Source organism: Sphingomonas sp. JUb134 (assembly GCF_004341505.2).
GTDB lineage: Bacteria > Pseudomonadota > Alphaproteobacteria > Sphingomonadales > Sphingomonadaceae > Sphingomonas.
On record NZ_SLYP02000001.1, the window covers coordinates 2983155 to 3009493 of the forward strand.

General features: G+C 68.9%; 20 protein-coding genes. 6 read left to right on the forward strand and 14 right to left on the reverse strand.

Annotation, left to right across the window (positions count from 1 at the left end; all coding sequences use genetic code 11):
- The first annotated feature begins 1 nt into the window (after position 1).
- Entirely contained in the window at positions 2-799 is a 798-nt protein-coding gene (locus EDF69_RS13965; protein ID WP_132882136.1) for an inositol monophosphatase family protein, read from the forward strand.
- Between the two features lie 33 nt (positions 800-832).
- Here EDF69_RS13965 and trxA read toward each other — a convergent pair whose 3' ends face one another.
- The 9 genes from trxA to EDF69_RS14010 form a co-directional block, all read right to left on the reverse strand.
- Positions 833-1153 carry a thioredoxin TrxA gene (trxA, locus tag EDF69_RS13970; protein WP_125959739.1) on the reverse strand — a complete coding sequence of 107 codons (321 nt, stop codon included), beginning with the start codon at positions 1151-1153 and terminating at the stop codon, positions 833-835.
- Between the two features lie 51 nt (positions 1154-1204).
- Entirely contained in the window at positions 1205-4648 is a 3444-nt protein-coding gene (addA, locus tag EDF69_RS13975; RefSeq protein WP_132882135.1) for a double-strand break repair helicase AddA, read from the reverse strand.
- Positions 4635-7604 (reverse strand): double-strand break repair protein AddB, encoded by a 2970-nt coding sequence (gene addB / locus EDF69_RS13980; RefSeq protein ID WP_132882134.1) that lies wholly within the window; start codon positions 7602-7604, stop codon positions 4635-4637. Before addB ends, addA begins: the two co-directional genes overlap by 14 nt.
- A complete protein-coding gene (locus EDF69_RS13985) occupies positions 7597-8358 on the reverse strand; it encodes a nucleotidyltransferase family protein (protein WP_125959742.1) in 762 nt (253 codons plus the stop codon). Before EDF69_RS13985 ends, addB begins: the two co-directional genes overlap by 8 nt.
- Positions 8355-9338, reverse strand: a complete 984-nt coding sequence (locus tag EDF69_RS13990; RefSeq protein ID WP_132882133.1) for an aminoglycoside phosphotransferase family protein — start codon at positions 9336-9338, stop codon at positions 8355-8357. The genes EDF69_RS13985 and EDF69_RS13990 overlap by 4 nt, the downstream gene beginning before the upstream one ends.
- Positions 9323-9775, reverse strand: a complete 453-nt coding sequence (gene tsaE, locus EDF69_RS13995; RefSeq protein WP_132882132.1) for a tRNA (adenosine(37)-N6)-threonylcarbamoyltransferase complex ATPase subunit type 1 TsaE — start codon at positions 9773-9775, stop codon at positions 9323-9325. Before tsaE ends, EDF69_RS13990 begins: the two co-directional genes overlap by 16 nt.
- Positions 9772-12117 carry a sensor histidine kinase gene (locus tag EDF69_RS14000; protein ID WP_132882131.1) on the reverse strand — a complete coding sequence of 782 codons (2346 nt, stop codon included), beginning with the start codon at positions 12115-12117 and terminating at the stop codon, positions 9772-9774. The genes tsaE and EDF69_RS14000 overlap by 4 nt, the downstream gene beginning before the upstream one ends.
- 182 nt (positions 12118-12299) lie before the next feature.
- Positions 12300-13742, reverse strand: a complete 1443-nt coding sequence (ahcY, locus tag EDF69_RS14005) for an adenosylhomocysteinase (protein ID WP_132882291.1) — start codon at positions 13740-13742, stop codon at positions 12300-12302.
- Between the two features lie 104 nt (positions 13743-13846).
- Positions 13847-14407, reverse strand: coding sequence for a YqgE/AlgH family protein (locus tag EDF69_RS14010; RefSeq protein WP_132882130.1), 561 nt, complete (start codon positions 14405-14407; stop codon positions 13847-13849).
- Positions 14408-14517: 110 nt separating this feature from the next.
- Between EDF69_RS14010 and EDF69_RS14015 the strand changes: the two genes are divergently transcribed.
- The 3 genes from EDF69_RS14015 (at position 14518) to EDF69_RS14025 (ending at position 17069) form a co-directional block, all read left to right on the forward strand.
- Complete coding sequence (locus EDF69_RS14015) at positions 14518-15000, forward strand: peroxiredoxin (RefSeq protein WP_132882129.1); 483 nt, start codon at positions 14518-14520, stop codon at positions 14998-15000.
- Between the two features lie 136 nt (positions 15001-15136).
- On the forward strand, positions 15137-15511 hold the full coding sequence (locus EDF69_RS14020; RefSeq protein WP_132882128.1) for a hypothetical protein: 375 nt from the start codon (positions 15137-15139) through the stop codon (positions 15509-15511).
- A 121-nt stretch (positions 15512-15632) separates the two neighbouring features.
- Positions 15633-17069, forward strand: a complete 1437-nt coding sequence (locus EDF69_RS14025) for an AMP nucleosidase (protein ID WP_125959749.1) — start codon at positions 15633-15635, stop codon at positions 17067-17069.
- Between the two features lie 71 nt (positions 17070-17140).
- On the opposite strand, the gene EDF69_RS14030 is transcribed toward EDF69_RS14025, so the two are convergent.
- Genes EDF69_RS14030 through EDF69_RS14040 form a run of 3 tightly spaced genes read right to left on the reverse strand, consistent with a single transcriptional unit; the run spans position 17141 to position 20227 of the window.
- Positions 17141-18985 (reverse strand): M2 family metallopeptidase, encoded by a 1845-nt coding sequence (locus tag EDF69_RS14030; RefSeq protein ID WP_132882127.1) that lies wholly within the window; start codon positions 18983-18985, stop codon positions 17141-17143.
- A 56-nt stretch (positions 18986-19041) separates the two neighbouring features.
- Complete coding sequence (locus EDF69_RS14035) at positions 19042-19803, reverse strand: alpha/beta fold hydrolase (RefSeq protein ID WP_132882126.1); 762 nt, start codon at positions 19801-19803, stop codon at positions 19042-19044.
- The gene (locus tag EDF69_RS14040) at positions 19784-20227 is read right to left on the reverse strand and encodes a GFA family protein (RefSeq protein WP_132882125.1); all 444 of its coding nucleotides are present in this window, start codon (positions 20225-20227) and stop codon (positions 19784-19786) included. The genes EDF69_RS14035 and EDF69_RS14040 overlap by 20 nt, the downstream gene beginning before the upstream one ends.
- A gap of 120 nt (positions 20228-20347) precedes the next feature.
- Here EDF69_RS14040 and EDF69_RS14045 point away from each other — a divergent pair, with 120 nt between their 5' ends.
- Together EDF69_RS14045 and EDF69_RS14050 are read left to right on the forward strand one after the other, a co-directional pair.
- Complete coding sequence (locus EDF69_RS14045) at positions 20348-22015, forward strand: M28 family metallopeptidase (RefSeq protein ID WP_132882124.1); 1668 nt, start codon at positions 20348-20350, stop codon at positions 22013-22015.
- A gap of 147 nt (positions 22016-22162) precedes the next feature.
- Positions 22163-22789, forward strand: coding sequence for a YitT family protein (locus EDF69_RS14050; protein ID WP_125959754.1), 627 nt, complete (start codon positions 22163-22165; stop codon positions 22787-22789).
- Positions 22790-22831: 42 nt separating this feature from the next.
- Here the strand turns inward: EDF69_RS14050 and EDF69_RS14055 are convergent, their stop codons facing one another.
- A complete protein-coding gene (locus EDF69_RS14055) occupies positions 22832-23860 on the reverse strand; it encodes an aspartate-semialdehyde dehydrogenase (RefSeq protein WP_125959755.1) in 1029 nt (342 codons plus the stop codon).
- A 64-nt stretch (positions 23861-23924) separates the two neighbouring features.
- A complete protein-coding gene (locus tag EDF69_RS14060; protein WP_425336678.1) occupies positions 23925-26180 on the reverse strand; it encodes a S9 family peptidase in 2256 nt (751 codons plus the stop codon).
- Between the last annotated feature and the right edge of the window lie 159 nt (positions 26181-26339).

Genomic DNA, 26339 nt, shown 5'->3' on the forward strand with positions numbered 1-26339 from the left:
CATGACCGACGCCCGCCACACCGCCGTCTGCACATTGCTGCGCGAGGTGGCGGCGGCGGTCGTCCTGCCGCGCTTCCGCCACCTCGACGCCGCCGACATCGAGGAAAAGGCAAAGGACGACCTGGTCACCATCGCCGATCGCGAGGCGGAGGTGGAGCTTGCCCGCGGGCTCGCCGGAATCGATCCGGAAGCGCGGATCGTGGGCGAAGAGGCGTGCGCGGCAGACCCGACGCTGCTCGACACGGTGGGCAGCGGCCGCGTGTGGCTGATCGACCCCGTCGACGGCACCAACAATTTCGCGGCCGGCAAGACGCCGTTCGGGATGATGATCGCGCTGGTGGAAGACGGCGTCCCGCAGGCCGGCTGGCTCTACGATCCGGTGGCGGACCGCATGTGCCATGCGGTTCGCGGTGGCGGCGCCTTCATCGACGGAGAACCGGTGACCGCGCGAGCGACGGGTGCGGCCGAGCCGGTCGCGGCGCTGGCGACCTACTTCATGTCGGACGAGGATCGCGCCGCGCTGGCCGATCGCGTCGCCGGCAAGCTCACGCTGGTCGAGATCCCGCGCTGTGCCGCCGAGCAATATCCGCGATTGGTGCTCGGCGAGAACGACCTGGCCCTGTTCCAGCGCACCCTGCCCTGGGACCACGCGGCGGGCGTCCTCTTCCTGGAGGAAGCCGGCGGGCGCGTCGCGCGCGCAGATGGCTCACCGTATCGCGTCGGCGACAATCGCCGGGGCATGCTCAGCGCCGCCTCGCCGGAGCTATGGGAACAGGCCGCGCCGCTGATATTCGGATAAAAGAAGGGCCGGCGTATGCCGGCCCTTCGCTGCTTAGAGCTCGCCCTGAAGCCAGCCCTTGATCTGGCCCTTGGGCGCCGCGCCGACCTTGGTGGCGGTGGGCTGGCCGTTCTTGAACAGGATCATCGTCGGGATGCCGCGCACGCCGTACTTGCCCGGCGCGTCGGGATTCTCGTCGATGTTGAGCTTGGCGATGGTCACTTCCTCGCCGAGTTCCTCGGAGATTTCCTCCAGCGACGGGCCGATCATCTTGCACGGGCCGCACCATTCTGCCCAGAAGTCCACCAGCACCGGCTTGCCCGCATCGAGGACGTCGGCCTGGAAGCTGCTATCGGTGATCGCCTTGGTCGCCATTGTCGTAATCTCCTTTGTCGCTGCGTTACCTAGGTTCGGGCGGGCGCGGTCTCAACCGTCCGAGCCCAAGCTTTGCTCCCGAGCGGCCAAGCGCGGCTTGTGCTGGTCGAGCAGTTCGTCCGGCAGTTCGAGCAGCCGCGGCACCGCCGTATAGAGCAGCGCCGCCTCGATCCTGCGGCCGGGAAAGATCACCGCCAGCGCCGCCGCATAGGCCGCCATCTGCCGCAGGTGATAGGTCGGCGCCTCGGCCGCCGTCTCCGGCGCACGCCGGCCGGTCTTGAAGTCGACCACCAGCACGCGGTTCTCCTCGATCAGCAGCCGGTCGACCGTGCCCGACACCACCATGCCCCCGATCGTCGCTGCAATCGGCGCCTCGGCAAGCGCGTCCGGCCCGAACAGCGGGGCGAACCGCGGCACTTCCAGGATCGCCAGCGCATCCCGCACGATCCGCCGGCGCTCGGCCGCATCCTCGACCTGCGCCGCGCCCGCCAGCCAGCGGCCGCCGGCGGCGGCGCGCTCGGCAGGCGGCAGGCTCGGGAGCCGTTCGAACATCTGGTGGAGCAAGCGCCCGCGTTGTGCGGCGGCGCGCATCGCCGGGGTCGGTGGCGGATCGGCGACCTCGTCCTCGCCCAGCGACGATGGCGCCAACGGCCTCGGCGGACGCGCCTCCTCGGGCGCAGGCGCGCGCAACCATGCGGGGTCCGGCTCGCCCGTCGCGCCCACCGTCTTCGCGCCACCGCTGCGTTGCAGGATCGGCCTGGCCGGAGTTCGACCCCGGAACACGCGCGTGCCGTCCTCCTCGGTACCCACCTCCAGCGCGTCCAACGCAGCCGCGGCGGCGGCATGCCAGCTGAGCGGCGGCGCCACGCCTTGCGCACGCGATCCCGGCGCCCCCGCGATCACCAGCCGTTCCTCGGCGCGCGTGGCGGCGACGTAGAATAGCCGCCAATGCTCGGCGAGTTCCTTGGCATCCGCCTCGGCCAGCGCTGCATCGAGGGGACCGTCCCGCTCGCCCGCACGCGGGCGGAACACCGGGAAGGCCGGCCCGTCATACCCCTCGGGCGTCCACAGCAGCGTCTCGCGCCGGTTCTGGCTCGGATCGATGCAGGCGTCGGCCAGGATCACCAGCGGCGCCTGCAATCCCTTGGCGCCATGCGCGGTCATCACCCGCACTGCGCCGCCGCCTTGCGAGGGGTCGCGCTTGATCTCCACGTCGCCGCGATCGAACCAGTCGAGGAAGCGTTGCAGCGACGGCGTCGAGACCTGCTCGAAGCTAAGCGCGGCGTTCAGCAGTTCCTCGATCGGGTCGCGCGCTTCCTCGCCCAGCCGCAGCACCAGCTTGCGGCGTCCCTCCAACGGGCCGGACAGAAGTTCTTCCAGGAAGCGGTACGGCGTCGCCACATCGGCGCGGCGCAGGATCTGCTGGAGCGGCGCCAGCGCCTCGTCGGGCTGGGTCAGCCGCAGGTGGCGCCACAGGCTCCCGCGCTCGCGCAACGCTGCCGCCATCAGCTGATCCTGGCTCCAGCCGATCAGCGGAGAAACCAGCAGGTTGGCGAGCGACAGGTCGTCGTCCGGCTGGAGCGCGAAGCGGATCGCGGACAGCAGGTCCTGCACGGCGAGCGGCGCGTTCAGCCGCAGCCGGTCGATGCCCGCGACCGGCACCCCTTCCGCATAAAGCCGCGCGACGATCAGCGAGGCGAGTTCGCCACGGCGCTTGACCAGCACCATGACGTCGCCGGCACCCAGGGTCCGTCCCTTGCTCTCCAGCGGCAGCGCCCCGATCCATTCGCGGATCTGGCGCGCGATCCTGCCCGCGAGGGTGCGGGTGGCATCCGCGATCCACTGTTCCTCGCCCTCTTCCCCCTCGCCCGCTTCCTCGACCGTCGGCGCCCACAGGGTGACGGTGCCAGGCCCGGCCACGCGGCTGGCGTGCTGGAGCCTTTCCTCCATGTCGCCCATGCCGGGCTGCGGAAAGGCGTCGATCGCCGCGTCCACGAACTCCAGTACGGGTGCTGTCGAGCGGAAGCTTTCGGTCAGCGATAGCGTGTCGAGCGGCTGCGCCTCCGTGTCGAACTCCGGCGCGACCGCGGCACGCTGGTCGAACAGCTGGTGTGCCGCCTTGAAATAGACGGGATCGGTGCCCTGGAAGCCGAAGATCGCCTGCTTGTAGTCGCCGACCACGAACAGCGTGCGCAAGCCCGCCACCCGCGCGCCTTCGCCGGCGAAGAACTCGTCCACCAGCGCGCGGACGATCGCCCATTGCTCGGGATTGGTGTCCTGCGCCTCGTCGATCAGGACGTGCTCGGTCGCGAGGTCGAGCTTGAAGCGCACCCACTCCCCGATGCCCGGCTGCGCGAACAGCGCCAGGGTGCGCGCGATCAGGTCGTTGAAGTCGACCGCGCCCGCCCGCCGCTTCGCCTCGGCATAGGCGGCGGCATAGCGGCGCCCCGCCTCCAGTGCTGCGGCGAGCAGGTCGGCATAGGCGGCGCGGCGGCGCATCGCGACCAGCTCGGCACAGCGGCTGCCGATCGCCTCCGCCGCCAGGTCATAGTCGGGCATCGCTGCCAGCACCTTGGCCGACGCCTTTTTGAGCGTGTCCTTCTGCGTGAAGAACTGGCCGTAGAGCGTGTCCAGCGCCTCGGCACGGGCGGCGGGATCGCCGGCCAGCCAGGTCTCGATCGCGGCCGCCACCTTCAGGCCGGTGGCGGTGCCCCAGGCGCGGTTCGCCTCCATCAGGTCGCGAAGGGCATCGACGTCGAACGCGTCGTCGCAGCAGCCGTCGCAGATCGCGCTGTCGAGGTCGCCGTGCGGCAGGTCGAACGCATCGCGCAGGAAGTCGGCGAGATCGGCGGGCAACGCCGCCATCGCGTTCGGCCGGCGCGCGCATTCGGCCAGGAACGCCTCCGCCCGCCCCTCACCCAGCCGCAGGCTGAGCGCCGCGATCGCATCGCCCAGCGTCACCCGCCCCTGCCGCTGCTCCTCCACCAGCATGGCGGCGAGCGCCTCGCGCGCCATCGCAGCCTCCTCGCGTGCTTCCAGCGGGCGGAAGCCGGGGACCAGCCCCGCTTCGACCGGAAAGGCCGACAGCAGCGTCTGGCAGAAGCTGTGGATCGTCTGGATGCGGATGCCGCCGCCCGGCGCATCGAGCACCCGCGCGAACAGTGTCCGGGCGCGGGCGATCAGCGCTTCGTCGTTCGGGTCTTCGCCCAGCGCGAACAGGTCCTTCCTCAGGTCCTGCTCCGGCAGCCGCACCCAGCGTGCTAGCCGCGCATTGACGCGCTCGGCCATCTCGGCCGCGCCCGCCTTGGTAAAGGTCAGGCACAGGATCGCCGACGGCTCGACGCCGCGCAGCAGCAGGCGGAACACGCGCGCGGTCAGTACCTGCGTCTTGCCGGTGCCAGCGGAGGCGGACAGCCAGACGTGGCGGCTAGGATCGCTCGCGCGCGCCTGGTTGCCGCGCAGTTCGGGAAGCAGGCCGGCGCTACTCACGGCCATACCATTCGTCGCGGCGCATCAGCTGGTCATACTCGGCAAAGGGGGCGTACTCGGGCTTGAGCTTGGCGGTGAACGGCGCCTCGCCGGTCAGCCAGTTGGCGGCAGCCTCGGTAAAATGATGGAGCGCGAGCGCCACGAAGCGGTCGGTGGGCACGCGGTTATACTTGCCCGCCGGATCGACCGGCGTCGCGACATAGCCGAACGCGTCCCCCTTCTTGGCGAGCGACCAATATTCGAAGGCGGTGGCGGTGCCGGCGATGTTCTCGAACGCGCCGCGCTCGGCCATGATGCCGAGCAGCCCCAGCTGGAGGCTGAAGCCGTCGCGCACCGCGCGAGTCGAGGGCGGCTGGCCCGTCTTGTAGTCGACCACCGCGAGGTCGCCGTTCTCCAGCCGGTCGATCCGGTCGAACTTGCCGCGCAGCTCGACCCCGGCGAGGTCGATCTTCCCCTCGCCCTCTACGCCCAGAATACTGCGGCCGCCGGCCATCTGCGCTGCGACCTGGCTCGCGATCCAGTCGACCGCCTCGCGCAGGCGCGGGACCCACAGTGCCCGGAGCAGCGGGTGGGTTCGCGGATCGGCCGCCAGCGTCTCCACCCGACCAGCAAGTTTTGCGGGGTCGAAGCCGTCCTGCCGCGCCCAATCCTCCAGCACGCCGTGCACCGCCGTCCCGCGCCACGCAGCGCTGGGATCGGCATCGACCGGATCAAGCGCCGCCAGCCGCAGCATCCGCCGCGCGTAAAAGGCAAAAGGATCCGCCTTCAAGCGGTCGACCTCGGTCACCGAGATCTGCCGCGGTCGCAGCGCGACCGGCGGGCACGGCGCGGGGCGTGACGCTGGCGCATAACCGCCGGGATCGTCGATCGCATGGGTCCAGCGGGCGAGCTCCTCCGCTCGGTCGAGACCCTTCACCGACAGCGCCTCCAGCCGCAGCCAGAAGCGCGAGGCCACCGTCGGTCCGCTCGCGTCCCGGTGGGCACGGGTCAGCAGCACCTCCTTCGCGCCCAGGCTGTTGGCGAGGTCGTGCGCGGCCAGGCCGATGCGGCGTTCGAGGCCTGGCAGGCCAAGCTCCGCCCGGATGCGCGGCGCCAGCCACGGATCGGGCGCGGGCAGCCCCGGCCACACGCCCTCGTTGAGCCCGCCCAGGATCGTGAGGTCGGACGTCTGGAGTTGCGCCTCGAGCAGGCCGTAGATGGCAAGCCGCGGGTGCCCGCCATGCGGCGGTCGCACCGCAACCTCATCCATCAGCGTGCGGAGCATCGGGCCGATCGACTCCGGCTCCACCATCGCGGGGCCGTGCACCGCCTCTTGCTCCAGCGTGTCGAGCAGCTCGCCGGCAGCCCGGCCTTCGGGACGCGACCAGAGCGCGTCGCCACCAAGCGCCGTCGCCGTCGCCCGCAATGCTCCAAGCAGTTCCGGTAGCGGGCGTGCGCCCCCCGCATAGCTCTCGGCGAGCGGCGCCAACAGCGGCCGGGTCTTCTCCCACCATGGTGCCGCCGCGCGGCGCAGCGCGCCGTCGCGCCCCTCCGCATCGGCGAGGAAGGCGTCGACTCCCGCAAGTCCCGGCGCCGGTCGCGGCCCCCGCAGCGCGCGGTCGAGCCGCCGCACGCCTTCCAGCCATTCCAGCCGGCCCTCCTCCGCACAAGCGAGCGGATGCTTGAGCAAGGCGAGCAGCGGCAGCGGCGCGAAGTCCTGCGCCGCCACATCGGCGAGCGCGAGCAGCATCGTACCCGGCGGCAGCACCGACAGCGGCTGGCCGGCGGTGTCGTCGACGGTGATCCCCCAGCGCGCGCAATGCGCCGACACGCGACGCGCCAGCGCACGATCGGGCGTCACCAGCGCCGCGGTCTTGCCTTCGGTCTCCAACGCCTGGCGCATGGCGATGGCGATCGCCTGCGCTTCCTCGGCCGGGGTCGGCACGTCCAGCGCCTGCACGCCTGCCAGGCTGCGACGTTCGGCCGGCAGGTCGATCCAGTCGTGGGTGCGCTCGGCCGGCGCCAGCGCGCTCTCGATCGTGCGACTGCGCGCAGGCCGCGCGTCATGCTCGCTGCCGGCCCGCCACGTCTCGGACTCGCGCCGGCCGACGCCCATCCGATCGAGCAGCAGCTTCAGCTGGAATTGCGGGTGGGTCTCGAGCGAGCGCCGACGACGGCCGGTGACCGGGTCCGGCTCGTGCGGCCCGAGCAGATCCCACTCGGCATCGTCCATGTCGATGGCGAGGCCGGAGAGCACGACGCTCCCCTGCGGAAGCTCGGCGATGGCGCGCAACAGTCGGGCGATCACCGGCGAGGCGCTGGCGATGCCGGCGGCGCAAACGAAGCTCGGCGGCGGGGTTGCCCGCCAGCGCGCGATCAGCCGGTCGAGCAGCCGCCTGCGGCGCACCGCCAGGTCGATGCGGCCGAGCGCCGCCAGTTCCTTGGGCCAGCGCACCAGCACCGTCTCGAACATGGCGAGCGAACGCTCCCAATGGGTCTGGAGCGGCTCGTCGAACGAGATCGTCTTGAGCGCGTCGGGCTCGACTTCCTCCACCAGCAGCTGGTCGAGCGTGCGGGCGAGATCGCCCGCGAGACGCACGGCCTCTGCGGCATCCACCGGACGGCCGGCGCGCGCCCGCTCCTCCGCCACCAGCCGCGACAGGATCATGCGGCGCGCGAGCGGCGCAACTGCCGGCGGGATCGGATCGAGATCGTCGGCGGGGTCCGCAAACGGCCCCACCGCCTCGTCGATCTCCGGGTCGCCGACCGCCACCAGCCGCGGCATCAGCAGACCGCCGTTGCTCGCGCGCACGAAGGCGTCGGTGATCGCGCGCTTGGCCCGGTTGTTGGGCAGCAGCACGAAGCCGCGCGCCAGCGCCATCGGGTCGCGCCCGTACTGGCGCAGCAGACCGTTCGCGAGCGCGTCGGCGAACGCCCGGTGCGGCGGAATGGAGAAAAGCCGAAGCCGCGGGGCCTCAGCCATCGGCGAGCGCCGCCTCGGTCTCCTTGATCGCTCCCGGCGTGCCGACGTCGAACCACAGCCCCTCATGGACCAGGCCCCACAGGCGGCCAGCCTCCAGCGCGCGCTCCCAGAAAAGGTTCGTGGAGAACGGCCCTTCCGGCCAGTCGGCGATCACCCGCGGCGACAGGATCTGCACGCCGGTGAAGACGAACGGCGCAAGCCGCCCCGGCTGGCGGCGGCGGGTGATACGTCCGGTCGGATCGAGGTGGAAGTCGCCATGACCGCTGTGGCTTGCCGCACGGGCAAGCGGCACCAGCAGCAGCAGCGCGTCCATCCGCGCATCGTCCCACGCCTCCGCCAGCAGCCGGATCGCGTCCACCGGCCCGTCGACCCACAAATTGTCGCTGTTCACGCAGACGAATGGCTTGTCGCCGATCAGTTCGCGCGCCTGGACCAGGCCGCCGCCGGTTTCCATCAGCTGGGCACGCTCGTCGGAAACGAGCACCTCCATGTCCTTCACCCGCGCGCGCAGGTGCGCCTCCAGCACGTCGGCCAGATAGTGGACGTTGACCACCGCGCGCTTGACGCCGGCGGCGCGCAGCCGATCGAAGACGTGGTCGATCAGCGGCTTGCCTGCAACGGACACGAGCGGCTTCGGGCGGGTGGCCGTGAGCGGGCGCATGCGCTTGCCAAGGCCGGCCGCCATCACCATCGCCGTTTCCGGCACCGCCACGTCGGGGTTCGGACGCAGCGACAGGGTCATGGCCTTGCTCATGCGCGCACCTGCATCGGATCGCCCCGCAGTTCGGCGGGGATGTTGGCGTCGAACCACGCGGCGACCGGCGCCAGCACCGGCTGGGCGAGATCCCGCTCCAGATAGCGCCAGACGCGCGGGCAGAGCGCGGCGTAACGCGGCTTCCCATCGCGCTGCCACAGCCGCGCGAAAATGCCGACGATCTTGGCGTTCCGCTGGGCGCCCAGCACGTGATAGGCGTCGAGGAAGTCCTCGCCCACGCCGGTGGTGCGGCGGTAGCGGTCCAGCATCGCCTCCTCCAGCGCGGCCGAAACGTCGCGCCGCGCGTCCTGGAGCAGCGAGACGAGGTCGTACGCCGGGTGCCCCGCGAGCGCGTCCTGGAAGTCGAGCAGCCCCAGCGTCTCCGCCTCGCCCTCGATCAGCATCAGGTTCTCGGCGTGGTAGTCGCGCAGCACCGTCACCGCCTCGCCGGCGTCAACGGTGTCGAGCACGGCCTCCCAGGCGGCACGATAGCCCGGCACGTCGACCTCCAGGCCGATCGCCGGACAATACCATTCCGGCAGCAGCATCACTTCGCGCAGATAAACGCTGCGGTCATAAGCCGGCACCGGCGCCGCCGGGTGGTCGCGCAGGCGGATCAGCACGTCGACCGCGTCCCCGTAGAGCCGCAGCTCGCTTTCGGGAGCGGCGTCCGCGGTCTCGCGCAGCCGCGCGTCGCCGAAGTCCTCCAGCAGCACCAGCCCCTCGGCCGGGTCCTCGGCCAGGATCGCCGGCGCGCGAAAGCCGCGCTCCGTCAGCCAACGGGCAAGCTCCACGAACGGACGTTGGTCCTCCAGCTTCGGCGGCGAGTCCATCAGCACGGCGCTGCGGCCGGCGTCGAGTGCGCGGAAATAGCGGCGAAAGGACGCGTCACCGGCGAGCGGGACCACCTCGGCCCCTCCCCATCCATGTGCTGCGAGAAAGGCGGGCGCCGCGGCGGGCGGGTTCATGTCAGCGGCCATCGTGCTTTCCATGACGGCGGCACCTTCGCTGTCAAGCGGCGGGTGCCATCGGCTTCGGGAGTAAGGGTGAGCCAGAGCGCGTCTTCCCAGGCGCTGTCCGGCAGCCGCTCGGGCCATTCGACCACCAGCAGCGCGTCGAGCCGCGCCTCGTCCAGGCCAAGCTCCTCGGCCTCATCCGCATGTTCGATGCGGTAGAGGTCGACGTGGAGCACGGGAAAGCGCGTCTCCGGCGGCTCATAGGGCTGGACGATCGCGAAGCTGGGTGACGGCGCTTCCTCCATCAGCCCCAGCGCCGCAAGCAGCCCGCGTGCGATGCTGGTCTTGCCGGCTCCCAGCGGCCCGGACAGCGCAATCGCGTCGCCGGGGTTGGCGACCCGCGCGAGCGCGGCGCCGAACGCATGGGCTTCTTCGGGGCTATGCAGCAGCAGGTCGTTCATCCTCGCGGCACCTCGATCGTGACCAGCGTGCCCGCACCCTGTTCCGATACCAGCGCGATGGTGCCGCCGTGCGCCTCGACGATGCGCCGTGCGAGCGGCAGGCCCAGCCCCAGTGCGCGTTCCCCTCGCCGGAGGGCACCGCCGGGCGCGAACCGGTCGAGCGCATGCGCCGCCGTGTTGGCGTCCATGCCGGGGCCGTCATCCGACACGATGATGCGGGCCGCCTCGGCATCGCCGTCCGCGTGCAGCAGCACCCGTCCCCGATCGCGGGTGCCGGCGATCGCGTGGTCGAGCAGGTGGGCGATCGCCTGGCCGATGCGCCGGGCATCGCCGACGATGCTCCCGACGGACGGGTCCACCTCCACCACCAGCTCGATCCGCTTGGCGGCGGCGGCGGGCAGCATGTCCGCGGCCATCGCCCTGGCAAGCGGGGCGAGGTCGACCTCCGCGCGTTGCAGCGGCGCGCCTTCGCTTGCGGTCAAGTCGAGCACGTCGTCGATCAGTTCACCGAGCCGGTCGACGGATTCCAGGATCGCGCCGGTATAGCGCGCACCGTCTTCGCTGAGCGCACCGGCATAGCCGCCGTGCAGCATCTCGGTGAAGCCCTTGATCGACGTGAGCGGCGTGCGCAGCTCGTAGCTCATCGCCGCCAGGAACGCCGTCTTGGTGCGGTCCCCCGCTTCCAGCGCCTCGTTGCGATCGCGCAAGGCCTGCTCGATGCGGCGGCTGTCGGAGATGTCGAGCATCGTCAGCAGCGCGTTGCCGTCGGGCAGCGGTACGGCGCCGAACTGATAGTGCCGCCCGTCCGCCATCGCGAAATGACCGCTGCGCTGGATGCGCTGGACGGTGGCAAACCGGATCAGTTCGGGGATCAGCACCGCGCGCGACGGGTTCGCCAGCATCGGCGCCGCCTGCTCCGCCAGCACGTCCACGCGCGGATGGTCGTTGAGGAACGCCTCCTCCAGCCCCCACAGCTGGCGGAACTTGCTGTTCCACAGCTGCAGGCGGCCGTCGGCCGAGAAGACGCCGAGCGCCTCGAACAGATTGTCGAATGTGGCGGTACGCACCCGCAGCAGCGTGTCGCGCGCGCTTGCCAGCTGCACCTGCTCCGTGCGATCCTCGAAGATCAGCAGCAGGCCGCCTTCCGGCATCGGCTGGGCGACGACCCGCAGATAGGTGCCGCCCGGCAGGTGCCAGGGTTCCTCCACCGCCTCGGCCGCGCGGAACCACGCACGCCGCTCCTGCTTCCAGCCGGGGAAGTCGCGTACTTCCGGCAAGCGCTTCGCCTCGCGCATGCGTTCGAGCACGCGGTCGAACTCGGGGCGGTCGGCGAGCCACTCGCCGCGCATCCCGAAGATGCGGCGGAACGGCTGGTTGCAGAACTCCAGCGACCGGTCGGCGGAGAATTGCACCACGCCTGCCGAGAGCCGGTCGAGCACCGCGCGCTGCGCGAGGCGGAAGCGCTTCATCCCCGCGCGCATTTCCTCGACGTCATGGATGTCGACCGCGAAGCCCGCGATGCCCCCCTCTGGCAGCGGCACGTCGTGAACGCGCAGCATGCGGCGCGCGCCGCCGATCGTCGCCGGCATCACGCTTGCCTGGGGCTGGCCCGTGTCGCGCGCGATCAACGCACTGCCGAGCGGCCCGCCCATGCCGTCGCCGTCGACCAGTTCCGCCTGACGGGCCAGCACTTCGCGGGCGTCGAACGCGTCCACCGCGCGCACATAGGCGCTGTTGACCATCGCCAGCCGGAGATCGCCGTCGCGATACCACATCGGCATCGGCGCCGCCTCGATCAGCCCCGACAGCGCATCGAAGCCGCTGCGATATTCCTCGATCTCGCGCGACAGCGTGCCGATCTCGGTCTGGAACTCGGACGCGTCGAAGAACCAGACGAGCGCGCCGCCATGCGGCTCCAGCGAGGCGGGTGCGCGCTCGCCGCTCGCGGTCAGCGTCCGGGCGGCACCGCGCGCGCGGACCTCGATCCGGAACGGCCGCGCGGCGCGTTGCGCACCGCCGATCTCGCGCAACAGCGCCTCGGCACTGGCGGGATCGAGCCCCTCGTCCATCCCCGTCAGGTCGGCAAGCGTCTGCGGCATCGCCGACAGCCCCAGCCACTGGGCGAGCTGCGGCGGCATCTCCACGCGACCGTCGGCGCGCACCAGCATCGCCTGCGCGGGCGAGGCCTGCACCAGCGTCGCATCTATGCCCGCGGCGGCAATTCCCGCACGCGCGTGCCTGCGCAGCCACAGCCCGGCCGCGAGCGCCCAAACCGCCCCCACCAGCACCAACGCCAGGACCGCCCCGGCCAGGATCGCCGAGACGGGGTTCAGAATGATCATCGCCGCGTTCGTCCCCGCGGCCGTGCGAATGCCCTCATCGCCCGCGGTTTAGGCGATCTCACTGCACAGCGCCATGCACGCCGCAGCACTGGAGCGTCGCTTTGTCGCCCGGAAAAGAGAAAGGGCGAGGCGCCTATCGGCACCCCGCCCCTTCCATGCCTTCCGCAGTGCGGCGGCGTCGCTTAGTAGCGGTAGTGGTCCGGCTTGAACGGGCCTTCGACCGGCACGCCGATGTAATCCGCCTGCTTCTGGCTCAGCTTGGACAGCTTCACGCCCAGCTTCTCCAGGTGCAGCGCCGCAACCTTTTCGTCGAGGTGCTTGGGCAGGACGTACACTTCGTTCTTGTACTTATCGGCGCCCGTCCACAGCTCGATCTGCGCCAGCACCTGGTTGGTGAAGGACGAGGACATCACGAACGACGGGTGGCCGGTCGCGCAGCCCAGGTTCACCAGGCGGCCCTTGGCGAGGACGATGATCTTCTTGCCGTCGGCGAACTCGACCTCGTCGACCTGCGGCTTGATCTCGGTCCACTTCAGGTTGTTGAGGCCCGCGATCTGGATCTCGCTGTCGAAGTGGCCGATGTTGCACACGATCGCCATGTTCTTCATCGCGCGCATGTGGTCGAGCGTGATGACGTCGGCGTTGCCGGTGGCGGTCACGAAGATGTCGGCGCGCGTTGCAGCGTCCTCCATCGTCACGACCTCATAGCCCTCCATCGCCGCCTGCAGCGCGCAGATCGGATCGACTTCGGTCACCAGCACGCGGGCGCCGCCGTTGCGCAGCGAGGCCGCCGAACCCTTGCCCACGTCACCGAAGCCGGCGACGCAAGCGACCTTGCCGGCGAGCATGACGTCGGTGGCGCGACGGATCGCGTCGACCAGCGATTCCTTGCAGCCGTAGAGGTTGTCGAACTTCGACTTGGTGACCGAGTCGTTGACGTTGATCGCCGGGAACGGGAGCTTGCCCTGCTTGGCGAGCTCATAGAGGCGGTGGACGCCGGTGGTGGTCTCTTCCGACACGCCCTTGATGTTCTGGACGGTCTTGGTGAGGTAGCCCGGACGCTCCTTGAGGAAGCGCTGCAGCGTGGCGACGAAGATCTCTTCCTCTTCGTTGGACGGCGTGAACAGCGTCTCGCCCGCCTCGACACGCGCACCCCACAGCGCGAACATGGTCGCGTCGCCGCCGTCGTCCAGGATCATGTTGCAGGTGGTGTCCTGCCCCCAGTCGAAGATGCGGACGACATAGTCCCAATATTCCTCCAGCGTCTCGCCCTTCACGGCGAACACCGGGATGCCCGACGCGGCGATCGCGGCGGCGGCATGGTCCTGGGTCGAGAAGATGTTGCACGACGCCCAGCGCAGCTCGGCGCCGAGCTTCGCCAGCGTCTCGATCAGCACGGCCGTCTGGATCGTCATGTGCAGCGAGCCGGTGATGCGCGCGCCCTTCAGCGGCTGCGACGCGCCGAATTCCTCGACGAGCGACATGAGGCCGGGCATCTCGGTCTCGGCGATCTCGATTTCCTTGCGGCCGAAGCCAGCGAGGCTGATGTCCTTGATGACATAATCCTGGGTGTCGAGCACGGTGGCCACGAAGTATCTCCTGTCGAACCGGTGCGCGCCCAACATGGCGCGCGGCATGCCGCGCCAGTAGCCGAGGCCCCGCGCGGGCGCAATCAGCTATATAAAGAGTTCTTTATATGTCGCATCCGAAGCGGTGCCGAACCCGGCGCTCAGGCGGTGCCGGTCGCCGACACCAGCAGGCGGGGATCGATGCCGGCGGCGATGAAGCAGCGCTCCCACCGTTCCCCCGCCGGCACATCGTACAGGAGGTCAGTTTCCGACGGCGTGTTGAACCAGCCATGGCGCGACAGCTCGCCTTCCAACTGCCCCGACTCCCAGCCGGCGAAGCCCAACGCGACCAGGAATTGCTGCGGCCCCGTGCCTTCGGAGATCGCGCGCAGCACGTCGATCGTGCCGGAGAGCGACCAACGCCCCGCGACGTCGATCGTGTCTTGCCCGCCCCAATCCTTGCTGTGGAGCACGAAGCCGCGGCGGGGCTCCACGGGGCCGCCGACATGAACCGGCAGGTCCGCCACCAGGTCCGTCCGCAACTCGAACTGGCGCAGCAGATCGTGCAGCCCCAGCCCGTCCACGGCTTCGCCGACGCCGACCCCCATCGCGCCTTTCTCATCATGGGCGCAGATCGCAATCACCGCATGCTCGAACCGCGGGTCGCCGATGCCGGGCATCGCCAACAGGAACTGACCGACCAGAAATGCTGCTTTATCCATGAGTTGGAACATAGCGCCGGGTCCGCCCTTCCGCCACCGCTTGAAAAGCCGCTTCACCGCACCCTAGCTACGCGCGCGCACCCGGCCGGGGGCGCAACAGGGAGAAATTCATGACCATCCAAGTGGGCGACCGCCTGCCCGACGCCACGTTTGCCAAGGTAACGGCCGACGGCCCCGAACAGGTCGATACCGCAAGCTTTTTCCAGGGCCGTCGTGTCGCCCTGTTCTCGGTGCCCGGCGCCTTCACCCCCACCTGCTCCGCGCGCCACCTGCCGGGCTTCGTCGAGAAGGCGGCCGAGATCCGCGCCAAAGGCATCGACGAGATCGCCTGCACCGCCGTCAACGACGCCTTCGTGATGAAGGCCTGGGGCGACGCCAACGGGGTGGGCGACAAGGTCACGATGCTCGCCGACGGCAACGGCGCCTTCGCCCGCGCGGTCGGGCTGGAGCTCGACGGGTCGAAGTTCGGCATGGGCACGCGCGCGCAGCGCTATGCCATGGTGATCAACGACGGCGTGGTCGAGGCGCTCCACGTCGAGCAACCCGGCGAGTTCCGGGTAAGCTCGGCCGAGCATTTGCTGGAGACGCTGTGAGGCGGACCCTGCTCCGCTGACGCGTGCCAGGGGAACGGCGGAGCAGCCGTTCCCGCACCTCCCCACCGGAACCGCCGCAAGGGCCACGAGTTGGTTTCTCGTTACGCGACCACATTGACCGATGGGAGGCACCCCGATGAACGCAACCACGTCGACCAACACGAACGGCACCACCGAGGCCGAGAAGACCAGCTTCGCCGACAAGGCGCACGTGCAGCTCGACAAAGGCAAGGAAGCGATCGCCGATGCCGCCGGTCGCAGCAAGGAAGCGATCAGCGGCGCTGCCAAGAGCACCACGGCCGCGGTCAAGAAGAAGCCCGGCACCACCGCTGCGATCGTCGCAGGTGCGGCCGCCGCCATTGCCGGCGCAGCGTTCGGCGCGTCCAAGCTGATCGACAAGAAGAAGACCGGCGCAAAGACGAAGTCGGCGAGCGGCACCGGCAGCAGCTCGAGCGGCAAGTCGACTTCCAGCAAGAGCGGCAGCACCGCCAGCAAGTCCAACAGCAAGTAAGCCCGCGAGCGGCGAAGCCGCGTCCCGCGCGCCGCCGGTGCCTGCGAGGGCACCGGCGGTCTTTGCCTCCCTCCTTGCGCCCGGGCTTGCGCGCTGGCGCCGAACGCTTTAGCGGCAGAGGATGACGCAAGCTTCAGACATCGTCGATCGCCTGGATCGACTCTACAATGCTTCCGTGGATCGGCTGCGGAGCGCCCTCGACACCTATCTTCGCGATCGTACGCCGCCGCCGAGCTCCTCCCGGCTGGACGGCACCTTCGCCTATCCCGAACTTCGGCTGAGCTATCGCGGCGGCGGCGACCTGCCGACGCCGATGCGGTCGTTCGCCCGCCTGAACGTGCCCGGCGAGTACCGCATCACGGTGACCAAGCCGGCGATGTTCTCCGACTATCTCCAGGAACAGCTGTCGCTGATCATGGAGAGCCACGACGTCGAGGTGAGCGTCGCGCAAAGCCGGCAGGAAATCCCCTTCGCCTATGTGCTCGACGCCGGCCACGCGCTGAGCCTCGACCAGGTGACCGCCGCCGAACTCGCGCGGCACTTCCCGGCGACCGAGCTCGCGCATATCGGCGACGAGATCGCCGACGGCCTGTGGATCCACGAGGACGGCAACCGCCCGCTCGCGCTGTTCGACGCGCTGCGCACCGACTTCTCGCTCGCGCGGCTACGCCACTATACCGGCACCCCGCCCGAGCACATCCAGCGCTACGTGCTGTTCACCAACTATCACCGCTATGTCGACGAGTTCGTCCGCTGGGCCTGCTCTCAGCTCGGTGAAGGCAGCCGCTACACCGGCGTCTCGGGCGCTGGCGGGCTGATGATGTCCGCGGGCGATGACGTCGACAAGCTGGTGACCGACAGCGCCTGGCGGCGGCACCAGATGCCGGCCTATCACCTGATGGCGCCGGATCGCAGCGGCATCACGCTGGTCAACATCGGCGTCGGCCCGTCCAACGCAAAGACGATCTGCGATCACCTGGCCGTGATGCGGCCGGAGGCATGGCTGATGATCGGCCATTGCGGCGGCCTGCGCCCCAGCCAGCGGATCGGCGACTATGTGCTCGCCCACGCCTATCTGCGCGACGACCACATCCTGGACGACGTGCTGCCGCCCGAAATCCCGGTCCCGGCCATCGCCGAAGTGCAGCAGGCGCTCGCCCGCGCCGCGGAGACGGTGTCCGGCCAGTCGGGCGACGAGCTCAAGCGGCGGCTGCGCACCGGCACCATCGTCACCACCGACGACCGCAACTGGGAGCTGCAATTCTCCCGCTCGGCGCTGCGCTTCTCGCTGAGCCGCGCGGTCGGCATCGACATGGAGTCGGCCACCATCGCGGCGCAGGGCTATCGCTTCCGCGTCCCCTACGGCACGCTGCTCTGCGTCTCCGACAAGCCGCTCCACGGCGAGCTGAAGCTGCCCGGCCAGGCCAACCGCTTCTACGAGCGCGCGATCAACGAGCACATGCGGATCGGCATCGAGACCTGCGAGGAACTGCGGCGCGAGGGCAACCGCCTCCACAGCCGCAAGCTGCGCGCGTTCAACGAACCGCCGTTCCGCTGAGCCGAACCTGGCGGTAGTCAGGGTAGTCTCAAGGGGCTTGCACGGTGGGCGCCGTGCAAGCCCCTTGTCGTTTACCACCCCTGGGGCTTGCCCTTGTTCTGCTGGTCCAGCCACTTCTTGAGCGGCGCGAAATAGTCGACCAGCGCCTTGCCGCTCATCTCGCGGGTGCCGGTGAACGCCTGCAGCGCCTCCGGCCAGGGCTTGGAGGCACCCATCTCCAGCATCTTGTTCAGCCGAGCGCCGACCTCCTTGTTGCCGAAGAAGGAGCAGCGGTGCAGCGGGCCCTTCCAGCCGGCCTGATCGCACGCCGCCTTGTAGAACTGGAACTGCAGGATGCGCGCCAGGAAGTAGCGGGCGTACGGGGTGTTGCCGGGAATGTGGTACTTGCCGCCCGGATCGAAGCGGCTTTCGTCACGCGCCACCGGCGGCACGATGCCCTGGTACTGGAGGCGCAGCGCGTCCCAGCCCTTCTGATACTCGCCGGTCGGGATCTGGCCGGAGAAGACGCCCCAGCGCCACTTGTCCATCAGCAGGCCGAACGGCAGGAACGCAACCTTGTCCATCGCCTGGCGGAGCAGGAGGCCGATGTCCTTCTCGGCGCCCGGCACCTGCGCGCGATCGAGCAGGTTGATGTTCACCAGATAGTCCGGCGTGATCGACAGCGCGACGAAGTCGCCGATCGCCTCGTGGAAGCCGTCGTTGGCGCCGTTCATGTAGAGGAACGGCTGCCGGTTGTAGGCGCGCTGGTAGTAGTTGTGCCCAAGCTCATGGTGGATCGTGACGAAGTCGTCCGAGTTCACCTTGGTGCACATCTTGATGCGGATGTCGTCCTTGCTGTCGATGTCCCAGGCGGAGGCGTGGCAGATCACCTCGCGGTCGGCCGGCTTCACGATCTGCGAACGCTGCCAGAAGGTCTCGGGCAACGGTGCAAAACCGAGCGAGGAGTAGAAGCCCTCGCCCGCCTTCACCATCTTCACCGGATCGTAGTTCTTGGCCTTCAGCAGGTCGCCGATGTCGTAGCCGAGGTCACCCGTGCCCGCGGGGGCGACCACGTCATAGATGTTGCCCCATTCCTGCGCCCACATGTTGCCCAGCAGGTCGGCACGGATCGGGCCGGTCTTCGCCTGGACGGCGTCGCCATACTTCTCGTTCAGCTTCCAGCGGACATAGGTGTGGAGCGACAGGTAGAGCGGCTCGACCTCCTTCCACAGCTTGTCGGCCATCTGCGCGAACTGCTCGGGCGGCATGTCGTAGCCCGAGCGCCACATCGCGCCGACGTCGGAGAAGCCGAGCTCCTTCGCGCCCTCATTGGCGATGCCCACCATCTGGGCATAGTCCTTGCGCATCGGTGCGCCGACATTGTCGTGCCAGCTGACCCACATCTCCTTGAGCTCATTGGGGTCGCGGCTGCTGCCCATCGCCGCCTCGATGTCCGATCCGTTGATCGGCTGGCCACCCTTGGTGCCCCGGCCCTTGCCATAGGAGGATGCCATGCGGGTGCTGATGTCGGACAGCTGCTGGGCGGCCCCCGGCCGGGTCGGGGCGGGCAGCGTGAGGCCGTTCTTCAGGATGTCGAGCTTGCGGCGGGTGTCGTAGGACAGGCCCTTCACGCCGTCGAACTTCGCCGCCTCGAGTGCGTAGCGCACGCCCATCTCGGTGCCGATCGCGCCGGACTTTGCGGCCAGCGCATCGGTGTCGTCGGTGATGTAGGTCGCGTTCACCCACGCGATGCGCGAGGCGTCGAGCGAATAGTCGGCAAACTCCTTCTCGGCGCGCGCGACCAGCGCGTCGGCATCGGCGGCCGTCGGAGCGGCGGTGCTGGCGGCGGGTGCAGCAGGTGCGGTCTGCGCAAACGCCGGTGCAGCAGCGGCAAGCGAGAGGGCGACGGCAAGCGTCGAGGCAGCGGTACGGAACATGGAACCCCCGGGTACGGAACGAATGCGCGCAACCTGCGCGCCCGCCCCGCCCGCGGTCAAGCGCCCAGGAAGTCCGCGATCGCCTGGCCCAGCTCCGGCTTGGTCACCGCGCTCATGTGCCCGCCCGGGACTTCGCGCAGCGTGGCGTTCGGCAGCAAGTCCGCGAGCGCGGCATGGCTGCCGTTGTCGCTGTCCTCCTCGCCCGCGACCACCAGCGTCGGCTGTTGGATCGCGGCGATCGCCTCGCGAGACGTATCCACGAAGGTGTCGAGGATGCCGAGCAGCGCGATCGGATCGCCCTTGGTGGTCTTCAGGAAAGCCTCGGCGAGCCACTCCGGTGTCCCACGTTCGTGCTTGCCGAGATTGGTGAGGATGTTGCGGAAGTGATCGGCCCGGCCGCTGGTGCCGGTCAGCCCCTCAAGTCCCATGCCCGCGACCACCAGCTTGGCCGGTGCAGCACCACGCGCGACCATCCGCACCGCGGTGCGCCCGCCCAGTGAATAGCCGGCGAGGTCATAGTCGTCGAGGCCAAGGTGCCGGACCAGCGCCTCGCCGTCCTGCGCAAGCGCGTCCGCGGGATAGGCGGCAGCGTCGTGCGGACGGGCGCTGTGCCCATGCGCACGCAGGTCCTGCATGATGACCCGATAACCCTTGGCCGCGATCTTGGCGGCGTGGCCGTAGCGGATCCAGTTGGTGTACGCGTCGCTGAAATAGCCGTGGATCAGCAGCAGCGGCCGGCCGCTGCCGCCCTCATGCCAGGCGATCTCGGTGCCGTCGAAGCTTTCGAAGCGGTGCGTCTCAGTCGGGAAGTCTGCCAACGATTTTCATCCACCTGTCGCGCGTGGCTGGGTTCTCGTCGCCGCGATATTCGGGGAGGCCGCGCGTGTCGAGCCATTGCGGGTGCCAGCTCTCCACCCCGAAATGATGGCGCGGCTGGAAGCGGCCCGGAGAATCGAAGCTGCCGATCGTCAAGTCCATGTTCTCGCTGTCCGGGAATTCGAAGGTCAGCGGCGTGCCGCATTCCCGACAGAAGCCGCGACTGGCGATCGGGGACGAAGCGTAGCGATCGGGCTCCTGCTCCCACACCACCTCCGCCTTGCGGACGTTCTTGAACGCGATCGAGACGCCGCCGGTCGCGCGCTGGCACATGCGGCAGTGGCACAGATAGGCATCGTCGTCGTGGATGGTCACGCGATAGCGCACCCGCCCGCACTGGCACCCGCCGGAAACCGTCTCGCGCATCGCGCTTCTCCTGCACCCGTTTGCTGGACCACCTCGACATTGTGCGCCGCTTGGGCATCATTGTCGAAGGGGCGTCCGCCCCGCCCGCGATCCGTCGCTTCGTCAGGAGTCGTTCCGCCCATGCCCTTCCGTTCCACGCGCCCTTCTCTGCGTCTCCTTGCACTCGCCGCGCTTGTCGGCACGTCCACCGCAGCGATCGCCGCACCCGCCAAGAAGCCCAGCTTCGACGTCGCGCGCGTCTCCAACGACATCAAGACGCTGTCGAGCGACGAATATGAGGGTCGCGGTCCCGCCACCCGCGCCGAGACCAAGACGATCGAGTACATCGCCGCGCAGTTCAAGGCAGCGGGACTGAAGCCGGCCGGCGACAAGGGCAGCTGGTACCAGGACGTGCCGCTGCTGCGCTCCGACATCGTCGGCACGCCCAGCCTGGCGATGGCGATCGGCGGCGCGAACAAGCCGCTCACCCAGGGCAGCGAGATCGCGGTGCGCGCCGCCTCGACCGGCCAGACCTCGGTCCAGCTGAACGCGGCACCGCTGGTGTTCGTCGGCTATGGCGTGAAGGCGCCCGAGCGCAACTGGGACGACTTCAAGGGCGTCGACCTCAAGGGCAAGATCATGGTCGTGCTCGTCAACGACCCCGATTTCGAGGGCGGCGAAGGCGACTTCGGCGGCCGGCTGATGACGTATTACGGGCGCTGGACCTACAAGTACGAGGAAGCCGCGCGCCAGGGCGCGGCCGGCGTGCTGGTGATCCACGAGAGCGAGCCCGCCTCCTACGGCTGGGCGACGGTCAAGAACTCGAACACCAACACCATGTTCGACATCGTCCGAGCGAACCCCGCAGCCGCGCACACGCCGATGGAAGGCTGGATCCAGAAGGACCTCGCCGCCGAATTGTTCAAGGCGTCGGGCACCGACTTCGAGGCGGCAAAGGCCGCGGCGCGCAAGGCGAACTTCCGGCCCATGCCGCTCAAGGCGACGATGACCGCCAGCTACCAGGTGAAGCCGGAGATCATCACCTCGCACAACGTAGCCGGCATCCTGCGCGGCAGCCGCCACCCGGACGAGACCGTGATCTATTCGGCACACTGGGATCACCTGGGCATCGGCGCACCGGATGCGACGGGCGACACCATCTACAACGGCGCGCTCGACAATGCGTCGGGGACCGCCGCGCTGATGGAACTCGCCCGCGTTTATGGGAAGGGACCCAAGCCCGACCGGTCGATCCTGTTCCTGGCGGTGACGGCGGAGGAAAAGGGGCTGCTCGGCTCCGAATATTACGCCGACAACCCGCTCCGGCCGCTCGCGACCACGGTGGGCGCGATCAACATGGACGGGCCGTTCGCGGTCGAGAAGACCACCGACTTCAGCATTTCGGGCGCGGCCAAGCTCGACCTGCTCACCATGCTGACCGAGGAAGCCGCGAAGTTCGGTCGCCACTACACGCCCGAGGCCCGCCCGGAAGCGGGGAGCTTCTATCGCTCCGACCATTTCCCCTTCGCCAAGCGCGGCGTGCCAGCCATTTCCTATGACGCGGGCCAGGAGCTGGTGAACGGCGGTGCCGCACGCGGGAAGGAGTTGAGCGACCTCTACACCCGCGACCGGTACCACCAGCCCGCCGACGAATATGATGCCGGCTGGAACACCAGCAGCTGGGAAGGCGACCTGACGCTGCTCTACAATCTGGGCGATCGCCTGGCGAACGGCCGCGTCTGGCCGAACTGGTCCGCCGACAGCGAATTCCGCGCCACCCGTGAGGAGACCGCGTCGCAGCGCAAGTAAGGCCGTGATCGGGAGCGGCTGGGCGCCGCTCCCGCCGGCTCGGTGGCACGTCCCATGGACGCAGCGCCAAGCCGGCGATAGGAGCCCGTCAAAACAAGCGCATCAGGAGAGGCATGTCCTGCCGAGGCCCCCTTTTCGGAGCCCTTGATGACGTCTGCCCGCCGCCCTTCCCCTTCCGACGGCATTCCGCACAGCAGTGCGGAGGATCTCTATGCGATGTTCGTCGGCTGCACGCTTCTGGTGCTGGGGCTGGTGTTCCTGAAAGCGGCGGGACTGGTAACGGGCGGCATCGCCGGCATCGCGCTGCTCGTCTCCTACCTCGTGCCGCTTCCGCCGGGCGTGCTCTTCACGATCATCAACCTGCCCTTCTTCGCCTTTGCCTGGAAGGTGATGGGCGCGCGCTTCACGCTGCGCTCGATCGCGGTGAACGCGGGCATCGCGCTGTTCTCGGCGATCCGTCCCTACGCCTTCGAAGTCGGCACCGTGCATCCGTTGTTCGCGGCGCTGGTCGGCGGAACCGTGATCGGCATGGGGATCCTGTCGCTCGCGCGCCATGACGCCGCCGTGGGCGGGACCGGTGTGCTGACGCTCTGGCTGCAACGCGAACGCGGCTGGAACGCCGGGCGCACCCAGATTGCCCTCGACGTGGTGATCCTCGCGCTGGCGATCCCGGTGGTGTCGGCCCAGCAACTCGGCTGGTCGATCCTCAGCGCCGCGGCAATCAGCGGCATCCTGATCGCCTGGCATCGGCCGGGCCGCTACACCGGCTATTGAGCGACGTGGCCGCCCCGGCGCGGCGCCGGGGCAGCCAGAGTATCAGGCAGCCTTTTTGAGGTGCCGGCGGCCGAGCAGCTCGGCGATCTGCACCGCGTTCAGCGCCGCGCCCTTGCGCAGGTTGTCGCTGACGCACCACAGCACCAGGCCGTTCTCGACAGTCGAGTCCTCGCGGACCCGGCTGATGTAGGTCGCGAACTCGCCGACGCACTCGATCGGCGTGATGTAGCCGCCGTCCTCGCGCTTATCGACCAGCATGACGCCGGGCGCCTCGCGCAGGATGTTCTGCGCTTCCTCGGCCGAGATCTCATTCTCGAACTCGATGTTGATCGCTTCCGAATGGCCGACGAACACCGGCACGCGCACGCAGGTGGCGACCACCTTGACCTTGGGGTCCAGGATCTTCTTGGTCTCGACCACCATCTTCCACTCTTCCTTGGTCGAGCCGTCGTCCAGGAAGCTGTCGATGTGCGGGATCACGTTGAAGGCGATCTGCTTGGTAAACTTCTTCGCCTCGGCCGGGTCGCCGACGAAGATGTTGCGGCTCTGCTCGAAGAGCTCGTCCATGCCCGCCTTGCCCGCGCCGGACACCGACTGGTAGGTCGCGACGACCACGCGCTTGATCTTGGCGGCGTCGTGCAGCGGCTTCAACGCCACCACCATCTGCGCCGTCGAGCAGTTCGGGTTCGCGATGATGTTCTTCGCGCGATAGCCGTCGATCGCCTCGGGGTTCACCTCCGGCACGATCAACGGCACGTCGGGGTCCATGCGGTAGAGCGACGAATTGTCGATCACCGTGCAGCCGGCGGCGGCGAATTTGGGCGCGTAGACCTTGGTGGCTTCGGAGCCGATCGCGAACAGCGCCATATCCCAGCCGGTGGGATCGAAATGCTCGATGTTCTGGATCTTGTACTGCTTGCCGGTCTCGCCAAAGTCGACCGTGTCGCCGACCGACCGCGACGAGGCGAGCACCGCCAGTTCGTCGATCGGAAACTCACGCTCCGCCAGGATGTTGAGCATCTCCCGCCCGACATTCCCGGTCGCGCCTGCGACCACCACCCGATAGCCCATCACTCACTCCACTCGCATTGCCGCCGCGGCGCTAGACCTTCTCCAGCGCCGCGGCAACCAAGCGTTACTTTGCTGCCGCGTTCTGCGGCTTTGGCGCAACAACATTGCGGTCCAGGAACGACAGGATTGTCTTCCACAGGTGCTCGCTGACCCCCGGCCCGCCGACCCGATGGGTGTTGCCGGGATAGAACATCATCTCGAACGGCGTCGCCGTCCGCTGCATCTCGGCTGCGAACAGCGTCGAGTTGTCCAGGAACACGTTGTCGTCCGCCATGCCGTGGATCAGCAGCAGCGGATCACGAATCTTCGACGCCTCCGTCACCACACCCGAGGAGGCATAGCTCTGCGGATCGGTGCGCGGATCGCCCAGGTACCGCTCCGTGTAGTGCGTGTCGTAAAGCGCCCAGTCGGTGACCGGCGCGCCCGCGACGGCCGCGGCATAGACCCCCGGCGTCTTCTCCAGCATCTTCAGCGACAGATAGCCGCCATAGGACCAGCCATAGGTCGCGATCTTCGCCGCATCCACGAACGGCAGCGTCTTGAGGTAGTTGGCGCCTGCCAGCTGGTCCTCGACCTCAACCGTACCCATCGCGTGATAGAGCTGGTTCTCGAACGCCGTGCCGCGATTGTACGAGCCGCGATTGTCGATCTGGAAGAAGATCCAGCCCTGGTCGACCAGATACTGCGGCAGCGCGCCCTGCCAGCCGCGAGTCACCTGCTGGCCGGTGCCGGGGCCGCCATAATGCTGGAAGAACACGGGATATTTCTTGCCCGGCTCCAGCGGCGGCGTGATCATCTCCCAATGCAGCGTCGAGCCGTCCGCGGCCTTGATCGTCCCGAACTGCGTCTGGCGATGGCTGGCGGCGAACGGATAATAGGGGTGGTCCGGCCCGATCGCGTTCTCGTTGATCCAGGCGATCCGCTTGCCCGTGACGTCCGCCAGATAGACCTGCGCCGGCTGGCTTGGGCTGGAGCGCGTGATCAGGAAGCGGCTCGCCGCCCCGTCCATGGTGGCGCCGTTCCACCAGCCCTTTTCGGTGAGCCGGGTGACGTTGCCCGGCCGCTTGAGATCGAGCGCATAGAGATGCTGCTCGAGCACGTCGTCCTTGTTGCCGGTGAAGAACAGCCGGCCCTTGGCCTCGTCGAAGCCGACCAGCGACTGGACCACCCAGGGCCCCTTGGTCAGCTGAGTCCACTTGCCCGCCTTCCAGCGGTAGAGATGGCCGAAGCCGTCGCGCTCGGAACGCCAGATGAGGCTCCCGTCCTTCATCACGCGATAGGCGTCGGACAGGTTGATCCAGCTGCGCTCGCCGGCCGTCTCGGTGAACAGCACGGTCGACTTGCCGGTGGCAGGGTCCACCCGCAGCATGTCGAGCCGCTTCTGGTCGCGGGTCTGGCGCTGGACCAGCATCGCCGAGCCATCCGGCAGCCAGTCGACGCGCGCGAGATAGATGTCGGGGTCGCTGCCCAGGTCGACCTTCACCTTGCCTGAGCCGTCCGGCTTCATGACATAGAGGTCGACCAATGCGTTGGGCGTGCCTGCCGCAGGGTAGCGCTGGTCATAGACCTTGGTGCCGGTGGCGCCGATGGCGGCGCGGCTGAACACCTTCACCGGCGCCTCGTCGAAGCGCTCGACGGCGATGTAGCGTTCGTCGGGCGACCACCAATAGCCGGTGGTGCGATGCATTTCCTCCTGCGCCACGAACTCGGCCTCGCCGAAGTGGACGGTGCCCGCGCCCTCGGTCGTCACCCCCTGCGCCGCACCGCCGGCGAGCGGCTGCACGAACAGGTTCTGGTCGCGCACGAAGCTGACGAAGCGGCCCTTCGGGCTCACCAGCGGGTTGAGCTCGCCCGCCTGGGTCTCGGTGAGGCGGCGGACCTGGCCGTCGAGGGTTGCCAGGAACAGGTCGCCGTCCAGCGGCACCAAGATCGACTGTCCGTCGGGCGCGAAGTCATAGGCAACGATGCCGCGCGATCCCGCAATGCGCGCACGCTCGCGCTGCATCTTCTCGGCCTCGGACAGTTCCGCGCCCGATCCCACCTTCTTGGAATCGACCAGCATCCGCCATTCGCCGGTGGTCGCATCCATCGCCCACAGGTCGAAGCGCTCCTTCTCTTCGGGCCGGTTGCGCAGCACCGTCACATAGCGGCCGTCGGGCGAGATCTGCAGGTTGCGCGGCGCGGTGCCGTTGAGGTCGGGGCTGCCGAACACACGCGCGAGCGTCAGCGTCTGCTGCGCGTCCTGCGCTGCCTGCGTCACCGCCGCCGGCTGTGGCGATCGGGCCAGATCAGCAGCCATGGCAGCGGTTCCGCTCGTCATCATGGCAACGCCCAACACCCATCTCAACATCCCGTCGCGTCTCCGTGGAACACGCCTGCGGACGCAGGCGCCGGCCGCGTTATCGCGGCGCCGGAGCCCCGGGTAAAGCGCTGGTTCGTACTGAGGACGGCGCGCACGCAAAAGGGGCGCGGAAGGCTG

What these genes read in the sequence shown, in the direction of transcription:
- EDF69_RS13965 (WP_132882136.1), top strand. Translation starts at nt 2, where the DNA reads ATGACCGACGCCCGCCACACCGCCGTCTGCACATTGCTGCGCGAGGTG.
- trxA (WP_125959739.1), bottom strand. Translation starts at nt 1,153, where the DNA reads ATGGCGACCAAGGCGATCACCGATAGCAGCTTCCAGGCCGACGTCCTC.
- addA (WP_132882135.1), bottom strand. Translation starts at nt 4,648, where the DNA reads ATGGCCGTGAGTAGCGCCGGCCTGCTTCCCGAACTGCGCGGCAACCAG.
- addB (WP_132882134.1), bottom strand. Translation starts at nt 7,604, where the DNA reads ATGGCTGAGGCCCCGCGGCTTCGGCTTTTCTCCATTCCGCCGCACCGG.
- EDF69_RS13985 (WP_125959742.1), bottom strand. Translation starts at nt 8,358, where the DNA reads ATGAGCAAGGCCATGACCCTGTCGCTGCGTCCGAACCCCGACGTGGCG.
- EDF69_RS13990 (WP_132882133.1), bottom strand. Translation starts at nt 9,338, where the DNA reads ATGGCCGCTGACATGAACCCGCCCGCCGCGGCGCCCGCCTTTCTCGCA.
- tsaE (WP_132882132.1), bottom strand. Translation starts at nt 9,775, where the DNA reads ATGAACGACCTGCTGCTGCATAGCCCCGAAGAAGCCCATGCGTTCGGC.
- EDF69_RS14000 (WP_132882131.1), bottom strand. Translation starts at nt 12,117, where the DNA reads ATGATCATTCTGAACCCCGTCTCGGCGATCCTGGCCGGGGCGGTCCTG.
- ahcY (WP_132882291.1), bottom strand. Translation starts at nt 13,742, where the DNA reads ATGTTGGGCGCGCACCGGTTCGACAGGAGATACTTCGTGGCCACCGTG.
- EDF69_RS14010 (WP_132882130.1), bottom strand. Translation starts at nt 14,407, where the DNA reads ATGGATAAAGCAGCATTTCTGGTCGGTCAGTTCCTGTTGGCGATGCCC.
- EDF69_RS14015 (WP_132882129.1), top strand. Translation starts at nt 14,518, where the DNA reads ATGACCATCCAAGTGGGCGACCGCCTGCCCGACGCCACGTTTGCCAAG.
- EDF69_RS14020 (WP_132882128.1), top strand. Translation starts at nt 15,137, where the DNA reads ATGAACGCAACCACGTCGACCAACACGAACGGCACCACCGAGGCCGAG.
- EDF69_RS14025 (WP_125959749.1), top strand. Translation starts at nt 15,633, where the DNA reads ATGACGCAAGCTTCAGACATCGTCGATCGCCTGGATCGACTCTACAAT.
- EDF69_RS14030 (WP_132882127.1), bottom strand. Translation starts at nt 18,985, where the DNA reads ATGTTCCGTACCGCTGCCTCGACGCTTGCCGTCGCCCTCTCGCTTGCC.
- EDF69_RS14040 (WP_132882125.1), bottom strand. Translation starts at nt 20,227, where the DNA reads ATGCGCGAGACGGTTTCCGGCGGGTGCCAGTGCGGGCGGGTGCGCTAT.
- EDF69_RS14045 (WP_132882124.1), top strand. Translation starts at nt 20,348, where the DNA reads ATGCCCTTCCGTTCCACGCGCCCTTCTCTGCGTCTCCTTGCACTCGCC.
- EDF69_RS14050 (WP_125959754.1), top strand. Translation starts at nt 22,163, where the DNA reads ATGACGTCTGCCCGCCGCCCTTCCCCTTCCGACGGCATTCCGCACAGC.
- EDF69_RS14055 (WP_125959755.1), bottom strand. Translation starts at nt 23,860, where the DNA reads ATGGGCTATCGGGTGGTGGTCGCAGGCGCGACCGGGAATGTCGGGCGG.
- EDF69_RS14060 (WP_425336678.1), bottom strand. Translation starts at nt 26,180, where the DNA reads ATGACGAGCGGAACCGCTGCCATGGCTGCTGATCTGGCCCGATCGCCA.